The sequence below is a fragment of the Nostoc sp. JL31 genome (assembly GCF_017114965.1).
GTDB classification, from domain to species: domain Bacteria; phylum Cyanobacteriota; class Cyanobacteriia; order Cyanobacteriales; family Nostocaceae; genus Nostoc; species Nostoc punctiforme_A.
The window spans coordinates 49,151-64,146 of record NZ_JABXKO010000083.1; the positions used below are offsets into that span (position 1 = coordinate 49,151).

A 14,996-nucleotide genomic window follows, 5' to 3' on the forward strand; every position below is an offset into this window, starting at 1 on the left:
GATAGAAGTGAGGTTTTTCAGAACCCGTGAAAATACAGCATGTAAATTAAAGCAATAGCCACTTACTGAATTTCATGAAAATTAATTTCTACAAGGCTATTATTGTAGAAGTAGTAAAATTACTTAATAAAAATTGTGAATAATTGGCCATTAATTACTGTAGTTATCCCGACCTACGGACGGGAAGAAGCGCTACGCGATAGCATTGTGGATGTCTTAAAACAAGACTATCCAAATTTTGAAGTTTTAGTTGTAGACCAAACCGCAAAACACCAACCAGAAATTCAAGCCTACCTAGAAGAGATGGCAGATGTAGGTAAAATTAAATGGTTGCGTTTGGATTGGGCAAGTTTGCCAGGGGCGCGAAATTATGCTGTGCGGCGGTCATCTGGTGAAATAATATTGTTTATTGATGATGATGTTCAGCTAACCCCTGAATTGTTAGCAGCCCATGCGAAAAATTATGTGCAAAACCCAGAGGTGGGGGCTGTGGCTGGACGGGTGTTTGACAGAATGAAATTAGGTGATTCTGGAGGAGATTTACAGATTGAATATCTGCCTCCCGAAGCTATGGACCCAGGAATTGCTTGGTATCATATTGATTTAGTACATACCACCAAACCTCAGCAAGTACTGACAGCTAGGGGCTGTAATATGTCATTTCGCCGCGAAATATTTACTAAGTATGGGCTGAGGTTTGATGAGAGGTTTCGCGGTAGTGCAGTGCGCGAAGAGTCAGATTTTTGTTTGCGGGTGCGACAAACCGGATATAAAATTTGGTACGACCCAGAAGCCCATTTGGTGCATTTAGGCGAAGAAACAGGGGGTTGTCATGATATTAGTATGCGATCGCTAAAATATCAACTCACCTTTTATCACAACCATTTCCTACTAGGGCTGAAAAACCTGACTGCGACTCAAGCTTTACGCCTATACGGTCGTTTATTTGACTGTCACGTTCTGGGACGACCACCTTGCCATAAAAGTGGTTCCCCCATCAAAATTGCCACTCGCGGTATTTTCTACATTTTGGGTTTTTTCAAAGCCTTGGCTACTGTCATCCAATCACTATGGAACGATGGTCAAATTTACAGTCGATTGGATAAACAAGTTTAGTTATTAGTCATTTGTCATTGGTCATTAGTCATTAGTCATTAGTGAATAACAAAGGATAGATGAAAATCTTAGTTGCTAGTCACACTTATATCGTAGACCTCAACTGTGAGAAATTACGCGCTTTATCTCAACTAGAACCTGACATTGAAGTGACAGTTGTAGTCCCAAAGCGCTGGAAACCAGGCGGTGTACAAAACAGAATTATTGAAACTGAATACCGTGATGAAGGCAGATTTAGAATAGTTCCAGTTTCTAATTTTAGTCAAAATCATCAGGGACTTCTTACCTTTGGTGCTGATTTGATATCTTTGTTAAAACAATTTCGCCCCGAAATCATCCAAGTGGAACAAGGGTCTAGAGCATTGGCTTATACTCAAATGATTGCCTTAAATCAGCTCTTAGGACTCAAGGCAAAAAATATATTTTTTACTTGGTGGAATCTTCCTTACCAACTGAAACTACCAATTTCTTTATTAGAAAAATATAACCTCAACCACAGCCACGGCATTATTTCTGGCAATCAGGATGGAGCAGAAGTTTTGCGGCAACGAGCATATACAGGAGCAATTAAAGTCATGCCGCAACTGGGCGTAGATGAAAGTTTATTTACTCCCAAAGCTCAACCAGAGTTAGCAGCTAAGTTGGGCATTGAAAAAGAGGATTTTGTAATAGGTTTTGTAGGGCGATTTGTGCAAGAAAAGGGTTTATTAACGCTTTTACAAGCCTTAATTAAATTGAAAAATAAACCTTGGAAATTACTGTTATTGGGACGAGGAGAGTTGCAAAGTGAATTAATGAAAATTGCGGCAGAAAACAATATTAAAGAACGGTTAATTTTAATCGAAAGTGTTCCTCACGATGAGGTTGCAAGCTATATCAATTTAATGAGTACTTTAGTATTACCTTCAGAAACAACTTACAAGTTTAAAACCTTAACTTCTGCTGGCTGGAAAGAGCAATTTGGTCATGTGCTAATTGAAGCGATGGCTTGCCAAGTTCCTGTGATTGGTTCTGATTCCGGGGAAATTCCCTATGTAATTGGCGATGCTGGCTTAGTATTTCCTGAAGGTGATGTTCAAGCTCTTGCTAATTGCTTAGTTCAATTAATGGATAAACCAGATTTTGCTCATACTCTCGGTGAAATAGGTTATCAAAAAGCAATGATTCAATATACAAATAAAGCTTTGGCTAAACAGCAATTGGAGTTTTATCAAGAGTTGGTCATTAGTCATTAGTCATTGGTCATTAGTGAATAATAAAGGACAAATGACGAAGGATAAAAGACAAATGACGAATGACAAAAAAATGAAAGTATTACAAATTGTTCCCTCAATTTCCCTAATTTACGGTGGCCCCAGTCAAATGGTACTAGGGCTAGCTCCAGCATTGGTAAAAGAGGGAGTGGAAGTTACAATTCTCACAACTGATAGTAATGGCGATAATGGTCAAACACCTCTAGATGTTCCTTTAAATCGCCCAATTAAACAAGATGGTTATGAAATAATTTACTTTCGTTGTGCGCCGTTTCGTCGCTACAAATTTTCTCTAGATTTACTAAACTGGCTAAAACTTCATGCTCACGAGTTTGATATAGCACATATCCATGCTCTATTCTCCCCAATAATTAGCGCTGCTGCTATTGTGTGTCGCCAGCAAAAGCTACCTTATATTTTTCGTCCTTTGGGTACTCTCGATCCGGCTGATTTACAGAAGAAAAAGCAATTAAAACAGCTTTATGTTGCAATTATAGAACGTCAAAATTTAGCTGGTGCAGCAGCAATTCATTTTACTAGCGACCAAGAAGCTAAAATATCAGAAAGATTTGGGGTATCTACACCAGATTTGGTGATTCCTTTGGGTGTGATTCCCCGTCAATCTTCTATTAAAAATGTATGTAGTCAGTTAGAAATACCAAAGGATATGCCTTTGGTGCTGTTTATGTCACGAATTGACCCGAAAAAAGGGTTAAATTTGTTGATTCCGGCGCTAGAGAAGCTGTTAGCGGTTGGTTATAAGTTTCATTTTGTCTTAGCTGGGACAAATCCTCAAGATCCAGATTACGAACAAAAGATAATATCCCAAATTCAAAATTCACCATTGCGATCGCACACTACAATTACAGGCTTTATCACTGGTGAACTCAAAGTTAGTTTACTACAAGCTGCTGATTTATTTGTCTTACCTTCTTACTACGAAAATTTTGGAATTGCTGTAGCTGAAGCGATGGTTGCAGGTGTACCCGTAGTCATTTCTGACCAAGTGCATATTTGTCAACAAATACGTGATAGCGAGTCGGGTTGGGTAGGCGCAACAGATGTTCAAGCACTGGTAGAGTTACTACAAGAGGCTTTGGAAAATCCCGCAGAACGCCAACGCCGGGGATTAAACGCCCAAAAGTACGCCTTAGAAAATTTTAGCTGGGATGCGATCGCAAAGCAAACGATCCAAGCCTACCAAAAAATTCTGGCAACCAAATGAATGAAGGATAACTTTTGCTGCTGTTTGTGGTGCGTAGGCGTAGCCCGTCGTAGACATCGCAGTTGCTACAATTACGGCAATACTCTGCAACACTCCCCACAATAACATCCACCAAAAAGCACTTTTATATTGTTGACGACGTAATTTGTAACAAGAAAATGGGATAGGGAACAGCAGTACCTAAAATCGGCATCAACCAAGGAACTTCAAAAACAAAACTTGCAGTTGTGCTGAGAATAACACCAATAACCAAAAGGATTACTATCATCATTAATTCAAAATTTAAAAATAATAAATATATTTGTAATCTTTATTCCCATTACCTGTTTTGTGACAATTAAATTTGTCATAGCTTATAAATTTCTTATAATATTGTATCGATGCGAAGAAAAATTATCGGAATTTTGCAATAATGTGGAAATGTTGCAACTCAATAAGCCAGACGTGCAATAGCTTATAGTCAGCTATCGCCCTGATATTTGCAATCTTCTATGTAAAGAAAAACCTATAGGGAAAAAATAATAAACTAAAGCATATATGTGTACTTTAGTCAATAGTTTTTACCTCCTTTTAATCACTTATCTGAGAGCGCTGACAACCTAAAATTTTGTTTCAAACTGCTAAAGTCCGATTGGGAAATCGGGGTTTTATGTCATGATGGCATACTAGAATATATATGCCTTTCTAACTACAGGGAATCTCTCATGGCTCTCCGTCTAGGTGACACAGTACCTAACTTTACGCAAGCCTCAACACACGGCGACATCGATTTTTACCAATGGGCAGGTGACAGCTGGGTTGTGCTGTTCTCTCACCCTGCTGATTTTACACCTGTTTGTACAACAGAACTCGGCACAGTTGCCAAGCTAAAACCAGAATTTGACAAGCGCAATGTCAAAGCGATCGCACTCAGCGTTGATGACGTAGAATCTCACAAAGGCTGGGTGGGAGACATTGAAGAAACTCAAAGCACCACCCTTAACTACCCAATTTTGGCGGATGCAGATCGCAAGGTTTCTGAACTTTACGACATGATTCACCCCAATGCTAATGCGTCTGTGACAGTGCGATCGGTGTTCGTGATTGACCCCAATAAGAAACTCCGTCTCTCTTTCACCTATCCTCCCAGCACGGGACGCAACTTTGATGAACTTTTGCGGGTAATTGATTCTCTGCAATTGACTGATAATTACAGCGTGGCGACACCAGCTGACTGGAAAGATGGAGAGGATGTTGTAATTGTCCCCTCACTGAAAGATCCAGAAGTACTTAAAGAGAAATTCCCCAAAGGTTACGAGGAAATCAAACCCTATCTGCGGATGACTCCTCAGCCTAACAAGTAAATCTGAAAATGATTTCGGATAAAAAGCAAAGGCGCAAAGTTATATCTTTGCGCCTTTGTTTATTCTCTCCATTGCTTTGTTGGCATCTATCGCATACTTTGGTAAATACCTAATTGATTGTGCAAAAATTTAAAACAGCAATTCCTTGCTAATGCTATGTGCATATTCACTTTAGTCAAATAGGTAATTTTTCATTAGGGCAAAATTTCCCCCTAAAAGCTAAATTGGTTGGTATGTTTTCTACTATTTGTGTTACTCGTCTATCAAGCATCAAAGCTGAAACTAATCTCTAAAACTGTATTAGACGCCACTTTTTACCAAATTAGTTGGTAAAAATTTACTGCTAGATAAATGCTCTGTTTATCGGAATTTGGGGCTTTTGAGCCAAAAAAGCGGCTAAAAAGTAACCAACCGCAAAAATAATTTGCGCCTCGCAAGCAAATTGGCAATTTCTGTGATAGTCTTTTTATATGGGGAATCAAGACAGCGAAAGCACAAAAAGTCTTCCAAGAGAAATGATATAAACTCAAAGACCACACTTTCGCCTTGGCAGATGCAATGTTTAAATCCGCTACGGCTTTTTGAAACTAAGAGACAAAGCCAATGAAGCAGGATAGTGACCTCCGTAATAACTTGAAGTCGATTAGAACTCGCTTAGGCATGAGTCAACAAGATTTGGCTAACATCGCTAATGTGACTCGTCAGACAATTAGTGGTGTCGAGTCGGGACTATATGCTCCCTCAGTTGCCATAACACTTCGCTTGGCCAAAGCGCTTGGCTGTCAAGTTGAGGATCTATTCTGGTTAGAGCGGGATTTACCTGAAATTGAAGCAATTCTTGCCAAACCCGTTCCTAATGGTCAGCAACTACGAGTTAGCATGGCTCGTGTGGGAGGACAATGGATAGCTTATCCCTTGATTGGCAAGGATGCTTTTCGCCAAGATATGATTCCAGCTGATGGTGAAAGTACAAGCCTTACAGGTACAAATAAAGTTCGAGTCCGTCTTTTAGACGATAATCTCGAAACACTTCATAACACCGTTGTGATTGCTGGTTGTGCCCCTGTGATTTCACTATGGGCAAGAGCCACCGAACGCTGGCATCCTCAACTGCGAGTCCAATATAACTTCGCCAATAGTATGGCTGCATTGCACAGTCTATGCCGAGGTGAAGCGCACATCGCTGGGATGCACCTATATGATCCTGAAACTGGTGAGTATAATACTCCCTTTGTTCGAGATGTTCTGGCTGGAAGGGAAGCAGTTCTGATTACCCTTGGTGTCTGGGAGGAGGGACTTTTGTTAAAGTCAGGAAACCCAATGGGAATTAGAACAGTTACTGACTTAGTGTCAGGGGGAGCGACTATTGTCAACCGCGAAATAGGTTCTGGGAGTCGGATGCTTTTGGAACAAACACTCCAAAAAGAGCAGATAGCGTTTGATGCTGTTCAGGGCTTTGACAATATACTCAAAAGTCACCAAGATGTTGCCCAAGCTGTAGTCAGAGGAGTTGCCGATGCAGGTATGAGTACGGCATCTGTAGCTACCGCCTTTGGGCTGGGATTTATCCCTTTACATCGGTCACGATATGATTTGGTGATTCTCAAGGAATATCTGGAAGAAGCACCTGTACAGCAGTTGCTCAGTACTTTGGGACATCGGATGGTTCACTCCCAATTTGAAATTCTCGGCGGTTATGATATCAGCAAAATCGGAGAAGTTGTAGCGACTGTTTAGAGTGGATTGCAATGGTTGGTTGTGTGGTTTAGGGAAAACTTGGCGTAAATTTAAATTCCTGCTGCAACCACTCTTTAGGTATGAGCAACCTTTGATAATTCGTAATTCGTAATTCATAATTAGGAAATTCGGATTGAATTGTGGTTTCCAGCTTGGAATCTGTAGCTTTCTTTTTCCCGTTGGTATTACTACCGTCAGAGAAATCATTTGGGTGAGTGGATGGTAATACTTGCAATATTCCTTGAGTGATGTCTTATCGCTCTAGCTATTAGTCAGAAAAAACAATGACTAATGGCCAACGAACACTGACTAAAACTTGAATATGTTCTTTCTTCGGACTCTTTTTGCTGTAGAACGAGCACCTCCAATGACGTTCTACATAAGGTCAGTGCTGTAACTTAACAGAACAAGTACCTCCGGTAAGCACTTTGTGCCAACGCCTCATCAACCGACAGATTCACCAAACAAACAATTACAGGATCAATCATCATGTCCGACGGCAAAATTAGACAAATTGCTTTCTACGGTAAAGGTGGTATCGGTAAATCTACTACCTCCCAAAATACCCTCGCTTCTATGGCAGAAAAGGGTCAACGCATCTTGATTGTGGGTTGCGACCCCAAAGCTGACTCTACCCGATTGATTCTCCACTGTAAAGCCCAAACCACCGTGCTGCACTTGGCTGCGGAACGAGGCGCTGTGGAAGATATCGAACTCGAAGAAGTGGTAATCACTGGCTTCCGGGATATCAGATGCGTAGAATCTGGTGGACCAGAACCTGGTGTAGGTTGCGCCGGTCGGGGTATCATCACCGCCATCAACTTCCTCGAAGAAAACGGTGCTTACTCAGACGTAGATTTCGTATCCTACGACGTATTGGGCGACGTTGTGTGTGGTGGTTTCGCCATGCCTATTCGTGAAGGTAAAGCCCAAGAAATCTACATCGTTACCTCCGGTGAAATGATGGCGATGTTTGCGGCCAACAACATTGCTCGTGGCGTTCTCAAATATGCTCATACTGGTGGTGTACGTTTGGGTGGGCTGATTTGTAACAGCCGTCAAACTGACCGGGAAGACGAACTGATTAGCACCCTGGCAGCCAGATTGAATACCCACATGATTCACTTCGTCCCACGTGACAATATCGTGCAACACGCCGAATTGCGCCGGATGACAGTGAACGAGTATGCGCCTGACAGCAAACAAGCTAATGAATACCGCACATTAGCGGACAAGATTATCAACAATACAAATCTTACAGTTCCCACACCCATCGAGATGGATGAGCTAGAAGATTTGTTGATTGAGTTCGGTATCCTTGAAAGTGAAGAAAATGCTGCAAAAATGATTAGCCAAGCAGATGCTGCGAAAAAGCTAGAAGACGTTCAAGGCGAAGCACTAGAAGCAGTGAAAAAAGGAAACGTAGAAATAGTTTCTGGTAGCTAAGACTCAAGTGCTAAATACAAAGTAAATATTAAGTGGGCTATTCTCGCCCACTTTCTCAACAATCTTTTAAAATGGAGGTAATCGAATAGCTAATCTTAACCTCTGAGTATTTTATCAGTACCGTGTTAACACTAATCCAATAAAGTATACACAGCAAAATTAATACTTTATTACTTTAGTTAGTGTTTTTCTTTTCTCCTTCTCTAACCTAGTTGATGTTTATATTTTAGGGAATGACAAATTCTCTTGATCATTCCCTTTTATTCCATGTTTTAGATAGATTAATAAATGAAAGTCCTATAAAAGCCTTGGGGAATTCAGTTAACATCTAACAAATTCTACCTATTGTCACCAAACAAATGAATCCCACTTCAGGAAAAATCAACGATTCACTCAGTGACTCCAATTCCGAAGATGCTCGTCAGCAGCAGAAACTGCATAAAAAAAAGTCCTCCACACAATTACCCCAACCTGGAACTACTCAAGGGAGTTGCGCTTTTGATAGTGCGATGATTACCCTAGTACCAATCACCGATGCTGCTCATGTAGTTCACGGGCCAAGTGGCTGTGCTGCCAGTATTTGGGGAAGTTACAGCAGTCTTTCTTCTGATTCGATGTTGTACAAAATACGTTTTAGCAGCGACATCGATGAGAACGATATCATCTTCGGTGGAGCCAAAAAGCTGTACAAAGGCATTTTAGAATTAGCAAGACGCTACAAACCGACGGCGGTATTTGTTTACTCCACTTGCATCACCGCCCTGATTGGAGATGATATCGAAGGAGTTTGCAAAGATGCTACCGAAAAAACAGGAATACCTACTATCCCTGTACATTGCCCTGGCTTTATTGGGAACCAAAATTTGGGCAACCGTGTCGCTGGTGAAGCGTTGCTAGAACACGTTATTGGAACAGCTGAACCAGACACTAGTACACCTGATGACATCAACCTAATTGGTGAACATAACATTGCAGGTGCAATATGGAATGTTCTACCGTTATTGGAGAAATTAGGTATTAGAGTTTTGGCGAAAATTACAGGCGATGCTATCTACAAAGAAGTTTGCTATGCCCATCGTGCCAAACTTAACGTCATACTCTCCTCCAAAGCACTAATTAACATGGCAAAAGGGATGGAGAAAAAATATGGCATTCCCTATATTGAAGAGTCTATTTATGGCATAGAGCAAATCAATCAGTGTTTAAGGAATATTGCTGCAAAGTTAGATAATTCTGATTTGCAGGAACGTACAGAAAAACTAATTGTAGAAGAAACTGCTGCAATAGATGAAAAACTCGCTCTGTATATTACCCGATTTCAAGGTAAACGCGTTATCCTTTCTACTGGAAGTTTCAAGAGTTGGTTGATTATCTTTGCCGCTAAAAAATTGGGGATGGAAGTTATTGCTATTCTTACTAAGAATAATACTGATGAGGATAAAATTAGAGTCAAAAGTTTGCTCGGTCAAGATGGCATAATCTTAGAACAAAATAGTCCTGAAGAAATTTTACAGCTAATTAACGAAAATCAAGCTGATATGTTAATTGCTGATAAACGCCATCAAGACACCTCTCTCACAGCTAGAATTCCATTCCTAGATATTAATACTGAACGCAACCATCCTTATGCAGGGTATGTAGGAATTTTAGAAGTAGCACGAGAATTGTATGCCGCTTTTTACAATCCTGTGTGGGAACAAGTATACCAGCCAGCCCCGTGGTCAGTAGGAAATTCTTCTGAGGAGGATATTTGATGGCGATTATTAGCGTTACGAGTACATCTGTTGCAGTTAATCCCCTGAAGCAAAGCCAAACTGTGGGTGCAGTTTTAGCCTTTTTGGGGTTGAAGGGAATCATGCCTTTATTACACGGTTCTCAAGGTTGTACTGCTTTGACTAAAGCGGTATTAGTACAACATTTCCGTCAAACGATTCCCCTTTCCAGTACGGCGATGACCGAAGTTGCAACCATTTTGGGTGGCGAGGAAAGAGTTGAACAAGCAATCTTGACTTTGGTGCAGAGATCCAAACCAGAAATTATCGGTCTGTGTAGTACTGGACTGGTGGAAACCAGAGGTGATGACATGGGACGCTTTGTTAAGGAGATTCGTCACCGTCACCCAGAACTGGATTATTTACCAATTGTGCTTGTCTCTACACCAGATTTCAAAGGTACATTACAGGATGGCTTTGCTGGCGCAGTTGAGAGTATTGTCAGGGAAATTCCTCAAAAAAGCTCCAAGCAAGACGCTTGCCCCACACAAATCACTATTTTGGCGAGTTCTGCTTTCACACCAGGGGATGTACAGGAAATCAAAGAGATTGTTACCTCTTTTGGACTTGTACCTATTGTTGTACCTGACCTTTGTGGGTCATTAGATGGTCATATAGAAGATTCTTCTAGTGCCATTAGCTGTAATGGCACGACTTTGGCACAGTTGCGCTCAATTGGTAGTTCTGTATTCACTTTGGCGCTAGGTGATAGTATGCGGGCTGGGGCACAAATTTTGGAGCAGAGATTCAATATCCCCTATGAGATATTTAGTGAATTGACGGGACTAACAGCAGTAGATAAATTCCTACAAGCATTGGCGGATATCAGTGGTGTCAGCGTACCGGAGAAATACCGCCGTCAACGCCGTCAGTTACAACATGTGATGTTGGAGAATCATTTTTACTTTGGGTGCAAGCGAGTTGCTTTGGCGCTGGAACCAGATTTACTTTGGTCAACAGTTGCTTTTTTGCGATCGCTAGGAGTTGAGATTCACTCAGCAGTGACAACAACACGCTTTCCTCTGCTAGAAAAACTGCCGATCAAGAGCGTCACCATCGGCGATTTGGAAGACTTTGAGCAATTGGCGGTTGGATCTGATTTGCTAATTACCAACTCTCATGGAATAGCGATCGCTCAACGCTTAAAAATTCCTCTCTACCGTCAAGGGATTCCCATTTTTGACCGCTTAGATTATGGTCAGTTCACCAAAGTTGGCTATCGAGGTACTATGCAACTTTTATTTGATATTGGCAACCTGTTTTTAGAGCAGGAAATAAAGGTTAAGCATTAAACAGAACTAACTCTAACTGTTCAGTACAATATTACCAATATTATTGGTAATATTGTAGCACAAGATACAATTTTGCCAATCAAGTTCAGCTTTGATAGTTAGTATCAAGTCGTATACTCCATCGAAAATATACCAACCAATGCCAATAAACTAGGCACAAGCTTTTTCATGAATCCAGCACAGCTAAAAAAAACAACTGTCAAAGCGAGTCGTGTTACAAAAAAACTTCGTCGCCGTTTTGACCTTACACAATCTGCGATATCCCTACTCAAAAGCCAGCTACACAAACGTAGAGAAGCAATACCTGCGGCGGGCAAAGCCACATCTTTGCTCACCTGGTTTGAGGTTATTGGCTACACAGTTTTATTAGAGCCAGATATTGTTTTCGGTAAGCATCAGATAGGGCGGAGTAGTTATAGTGATGTGGTTTTGTATCAGCGCCTCCATAGTGCTTTGCAGAAAATTAACCCGAAAAAACCTGATGAGGCGATCGCCGCAGCTATCTATCAGGTTACTTGCACTCATGGTTCCGACTTACTGGAAAATAACCGTCGCTTTCACAAATTCTTGACCAATGGAGTGAAAGTTGAATACCTGTATAACGAAGAAATAGTTCATGACTTTGTGTGGCTCATTGATACGTCTAATCTATTGAATAATGATTGGCTAGCTATTCATCCCTTGACTATAATTGAGGGGAATTATACTCACTGTCCTGATGTAGTTGTGTTTATCAACGGTTTACCCTTGGCAGTTATTGTCTCGATTCAACCAAGTGATGAACAGGCCACTTTCAAAGAAGGTTATCAGCGAATTCAGACCTACTGTCAACAAATACCAAAGCTGTTTGACTACAATACATTCCTAGTTGTTACTTATGGAAATCGGGCACGAATCGGTACATTAACCTCAGACTGGCAGGAGTTTTTACCCTGGCGCACCATTGATGGAGAAGATTTTCCTGCCAAGGGCGCAACTGAACTAGAGGTACTGATTCAAGGCATTTTTGACAAACGGCGTTTTCTAGAGCAAGTATTGCACTTGATAGTGTTTGAGGAGAACGAAACCAGCATTAGGAAAAAATTGCTTCGCAGACCTTTTTGTACTACACAGTACCCCAAAAAATCTTTGCACCAAGGCTAGTAAATGCTTAATTATCAGTGATTAGTAGAAAAACTAACTCACAATTCAAAATTCCCAATTGCTACTTTCAGCATGAAAGTTATAACTATGAACACAAGTTGGTATGAACAAGAGCTAGTCAAAGAATTCAAAACGGTTATTGCTCATTCTTTCCCACAAGTCGATGAATTGCTAAAACACTGTCATGTTAAACTCATTGAGTCTTATTGGGGAAGACCTCGTGTTCACTTTCTGCCATACTTCACTATTTATTGCCCTGACAATCTGATTGCTGATGTCAAAGCCAAAATATCTATACTCAGAGAAGTAGCAGAATATGCAGGATTAGTTGAAGTTGTCTGCCTAAATGCTACACATCTGCTGCGAGATCCGATGTCGAAGGTAAAGCAGACAGATCCGCGTTTGTGGTTAGAACTGCAATGGCTTCTAACACAAAAACAAGAACATTTACTATGATTTCCCGACTTTGGGTGCAATTACAAAAGTGCTTATTGCGCCATCTTTGAATAGATGGCGTGATGAAAACACGCAGGAGCATTGTATTTTTTTGACTAATAATTCCCAATCCCTAGTTATTTACTATGAATAAATCCCCCCTTTCCCCAGATGATTTGCCTCCAACTGGAGCACCTATACTTAACGAGTTATTCTATAGGCAATTAGAAGAAGCTACTTGCAGGCGATTTTATCAAGCCTGCGGCCCAATTCTGCGAGTTTTACTATCAAATTGCCACTGGTATTTCAAGATAAATACTAGTCCTCTGATGTTACTCATTATCTGTTATGACATAGAAAGTTATCTGCATATAGTCGATGCTATTCCCCAGTTCATCAAAAAGTTGAAGCAGTTTTCCAACAAGGGCAAAATTCACCTTTTTTCACCAGATTATAAAGGAGAACCTTGGGAAATCGACATTGAAGAAACATCAGATGATGAAGCCTAGTCAAACAGGTGAATAGGCGAAAATTTGGTATTAACCAAGGCAGTAGTATTTCACTTTTTTTAGTGCTTACCCCTTATCAGCTGTTCCACATTTCAATTGCATGAACTAGGCGGGCTTTTCGGCCCAGACTACAAAAATTATAAAAATTTTAGATATGCTTTCCTAGATATGGTTTAGCTGACTATTCCATCAAAATTAATTCAAACGCTCCCAATGCAGTTTTATACATTAATTAGGAAGGAAACAATTGTAGCTGCGATCGCAGGCTTCCGATGTCCCAAGATAGTGATAAACTGCTGTACTAGTAATTGTTCCAAGTATTCTTTGAGAATTATCAAGTCATATCGCGCACTATGAAAGGGGATAAATCTCAATCCAAAGGCAGCAGTTATAGATGCCGTACTGATTCTTGCATCAGCCCTGACTGTATATCCCACTAGAAAACAATAATACCTAAAAGACCCCACAGCCTTGCTGCGGGGTTTATTTCATTGGGCATTCAACCCAGGACAAAGAGCAAACTGGCAGTAATAGATCGGTGCTGGTCAAAGAGCAGGGATGATCGAATAAAGGGCTATCACGACATCTCCGCAGAGAGAGCAGCACCACATTTGCGACACCGAATAGCCCGCACAACTCTTGGAGACGCTCCGCGTAGCTTGCTTAAGAGGAGGAAGCTACTTCTCTGCGAGAGGCTGCGCCAACGGTTGCGCTCAGTACAAGTTAGTGACCATCATAGACATCGCTATATTTGCACATAGCTCTTTTAATAGTGCCTGGAATAAATACCAACTTTACAGGTAGTAAATCAGGAAAATGTATAGACAAGTACAATACTTGCTACCAACTAGGTGGTAAATTTTACGACTGATAAAGAATTAAAAAGCGATGAACTTAACACCCAGTGAGTTAGAACGCTATCACCGCCAAATGATGCTTCCCAATTTTGGAGAAGCAGGACAAAAGCGCTTGAAGTCTGCAACGGTTTTGGTTACAGGTGTAGGAGGATTAGGCGGTACATCAGCGCTATATTTGGCAGTAGCAGGTGTTGGGCGGCTAATCCTAGTTCGGGATGGTGACTTACGGCTGGATGATATGAATCGTCAGGTTCTGATGACAAATGATTGGGTAGGTAAGCCAAGAGTATTCAAAGCCAGAGAAACTCTGCAAGCTATTAATCCTGATATTCGGGTGGAAGCAGTTCATGATTACGTTACAAAAGAGAATGTAGACTCTTTAGTGCAATCTGCTGATATAGCTGTTGATTGCGCCCACAATTTCACAGAGAGGAACTTGCTTAATGAGGCTTGCGTGCGCTGGCAAAAACCAATGGTGGAAGCTGCAATGGACGGAATGGAAGCTTACCTGACAACGATTATTCCTGGTGTCACTCCTTGTCTATCATGCTTGTTCCCAGAAAAGCCAGATTGGAATCGGCGTGGGTTCTCGGTTATCGGTGCTGTCTCTGGGACACTAGCTTGTCTTAGTGCATTAGAGGTAATAAAGCTGATTACTAAGTTTAGTGAACCCTTATTGTCACAACTGCTGACAATCGACTTGATGCGAATGGAATTTGCCAAACGACATTCTTATCACGATCCTTTATGTCTGGTGTGTGGTAGCCGTTCTTGCTCGGAAAATTCGTAAATAGTTGGATAATAGTAGCGATCGCTTTATAAGCGGATCGCCACAACTTATCTACTCATTTCGAGCTATTCTGTAGCA

The 14,996-nt window shown here is 41.0% G+C and carries 14 protein-coding genes and 1 pseudogene; 12 read left to right on the forward strand and 3 right to left on the reverse strand.

Features of this window, described 5'->3' with window-relative positions; genetic code table 11:
- Positions 1–135: 135 nt before the first annotated feature.
- The 3 genes from hpsN to hpsP all read left to right on the forward strand — a co-directional run bounded on the left by hpsN (position 136) and on the right by hpsP (position 3,594).
- Positions 136–1,116, forward strand: a complete 981-nt coding sequence (gene hpsN, locus HWQ43_RS19270) for a hormogonium polysaccharide biosynthesis glycosyltransferase HpsN (protein WP_292737003.1) — start codon at positions 136–138, stop codon at positions 1,114–1,116.
- A gap of 59 nt (positions 1,117–1,175) precedes the next feature.
- Positions 1,176–2,351, forward strand: a complete 1,176-nt coding sequence (hpsO, locus tag HWQ43_RS19275; RefSeq protein ID WP_292737005.1) for a hormogonium polysaccharide biosynthesis glycosyltransferase HpsO — start codon at positions 1,176–1,178, stop codon at positions 2,349–2,351.
- A 70-nt stretch (positions 2,352–2,421) separates the two neighbouring features.
- On the forward strand, positions 2,422–3,594 hold the full coding sequence (gene hpsP / locus HWQ43_RS19280) for a hormogonium polysaccharide biosynthesis glycosyltransferase HpsP (protein WP_292737033.1): 1,173 nt from the start codon (positions 2,422–2,424) through the stop codon (positions 3,592–3,594).
- A 124-nt stretch (positions 3,595–3,718) separates the two neighbouring features.
- Here hpsP and HWQ43_RS19285 read toward each other — a convergent pair whose 3' ends face one another.
- Positions 3,719–3,865 carry a hypothetical protein gene (locus HWQ43_RS19285; protein ID WP_292737007.1) on the reverse strand — a complete coding sequence of 49 codons (147 nt, stop codon included), beginning with the start codon at positions 3,863–3,865 and terminating at the stop codon, positions 3,719–3,721.
- Between the two features lie 433 nt (positions 3,866–4,298).
- On the opposite strand from HWQ43_RS19285, the gene HWQ43_RS19290 reads away from it, so the two are divergent.
- Together HWQ43_RS19290 and HWQ43_RS19295 are read left to right on the forward strand one after the other, a co-directional pair.
- Positions 4,299–4,937: a peroxiredoxin gene (locus HWQ43_RS19290; protein WP_100900226.1), complete on the forward strand. Its 639-nt coding sequence runs from the start codon at positions 4,299–4,301 to the stop codon at positions 4,935–4,937.
- Positions 4,938–5,540: 603 nt separating this feature from the next.
- The gene (locus HWQ43_RS19295; RefSeq protein ID WP_292737010.1) at positions 5,541–6,674 is read left to right on the forward strand and encodes a substrate-binding domain-containing protein; all 1,134 of its coding nucleotides are present in this window, start codon (positions 5,541–5,543) and stop codon (positions 6,672–6,674) included.
- A 28-nt stretch (positions 6,675–6,702) separates the two neighbouring features.
- Here HWQ43_RS19295 and HWQ43_RS19300 read toward each other — a convergent pair whose 3' ends face one another.
- On the reverse strand, positions 6,703–6,909 hold the full coding sequence (locus HWQ43_RS19300; RefSeq protein WP_292737012.1) for a hypothetical protein: 207 nt from the start codon (positions 6,907–6,909) through the stop codon (positions 6,703–6,705).
- A 254-nt stretch (positions 6,910–7,163) separates the two neighbouring features.
- On the opposite strand from HWQ43_RS19300, the gene nifH reads away from it, so the two are divergent.
- The 6 genes from nifH to HWQ43_RS19330 all read left to right on the forward strand — a co-directional run bounded on the left by nifH (position 7,164) and on the right by HWQ43_RS19330 (position 13,271).
- Positions 7,164–8,120 (forward strand): nitrogenase iron protein, encoded by a 957-nt coding sequence (gene nifH / locus HWQ43_RS19305; RefSeq protein ID WP_094331809.1) that lies wholly within the window; start codon positions 7,164–7,166, stop codon positions 8,118–8,120.
- Positions 8,121–8,479: 359 nt separating this feature from the next.
- Positions 8,480–9,874 carry a nitrogenase iron-molybdenum cofactor biosynthesis protein NifE gene (gene nifE / locus HWQ43_RS19310; protein ID WP_292737015.1) on the forward strand — a complete coding sequence of 465 codons (1,395 nt, stop codon included), beginning with the start codon at positions 8,480–8,482 and terminating at the stop codon, positions 9,872–9,874.
- On the forward strand, positions 9,874–11,184 hold the full coding sequence (gene nifN / locus HWQ43_RS19315; protein ID WP_292737017.1) for a nitrogenase iron-molybdenum cofactor biosynthesis protein NifN: 1,311 nt from the start codon (positions 9,874–9,876) through the stop codon (positions 11,182–11,184). Before nifE ends, nifN begins: the two co-directional genes overlap by 1 nt.
- A 168-nt stretch (positions 11,185–11,352) precedes the next feature.
- Positions 11,353–12,327 carry a type I restriction endonuclease gene (locus tag HWQ43_RS19320; RefSeq protein ID WP_292737019.1) on the forward strand — a complete coding sequence of 325 codons (975 nt, stop codon included), beginning with the start codon at positions 11,353–11,355 and terminating at the stop codon, positions 12,325–12,327.
- Between the two features lie 87 nt (positions 12,328–12,414).
- Positions 12,415–12,783: a hypothetical protein gene (locus HWQ43_RS19325; RefSeq protein WP_292737021.1), complete on the forward strand. Its 369-nt coding sequence runs from the start codon at positions 12,415–12,417 to the stop codon at positions 12,781–12,783.
- Between the two features lie 125 nt (positions 12,784–12,908).
- A complete protein-coding gene (locus HWQ43_RS19330; protein ID WP_292737023.1) occupies positions 12,909–13,271 on the forward strand; it encodes a hypothetical protein in 363 nt (120 codons plus the stop codon).
- A 269-nt stretch (positions 13,272–13,540) separates the two neighbouring features.
- On the opposite strand, the pseudogene HWQ43_RS19335 reads toward HWQ43_RS19330, so the two are convergent.
- Positions 13,541–13,696 (reverse strand): annotated as a pseudogene (locus tag HWQ43_RS19335) (substrate-binding domain-containing protein); the annotation flags it as partial.
- 463 nt (positions 13,697–14,159) lie between these two features.
- Between HWQ43_RS19335 and HWQ43_RS19340 the strand changes: the two are divergent.
- Entirely contained in the window at positions 14,160–14,918 is a 759-nt protein-coding gene (locus tag HWQ43_RS19340; RefSeq protein ID WP_292737024.1) for a HesA/MoeB/ThiF family protein, read from the forward strand.
- Positions 14,919–14,996: the final 78 nt, after the last annotated feature.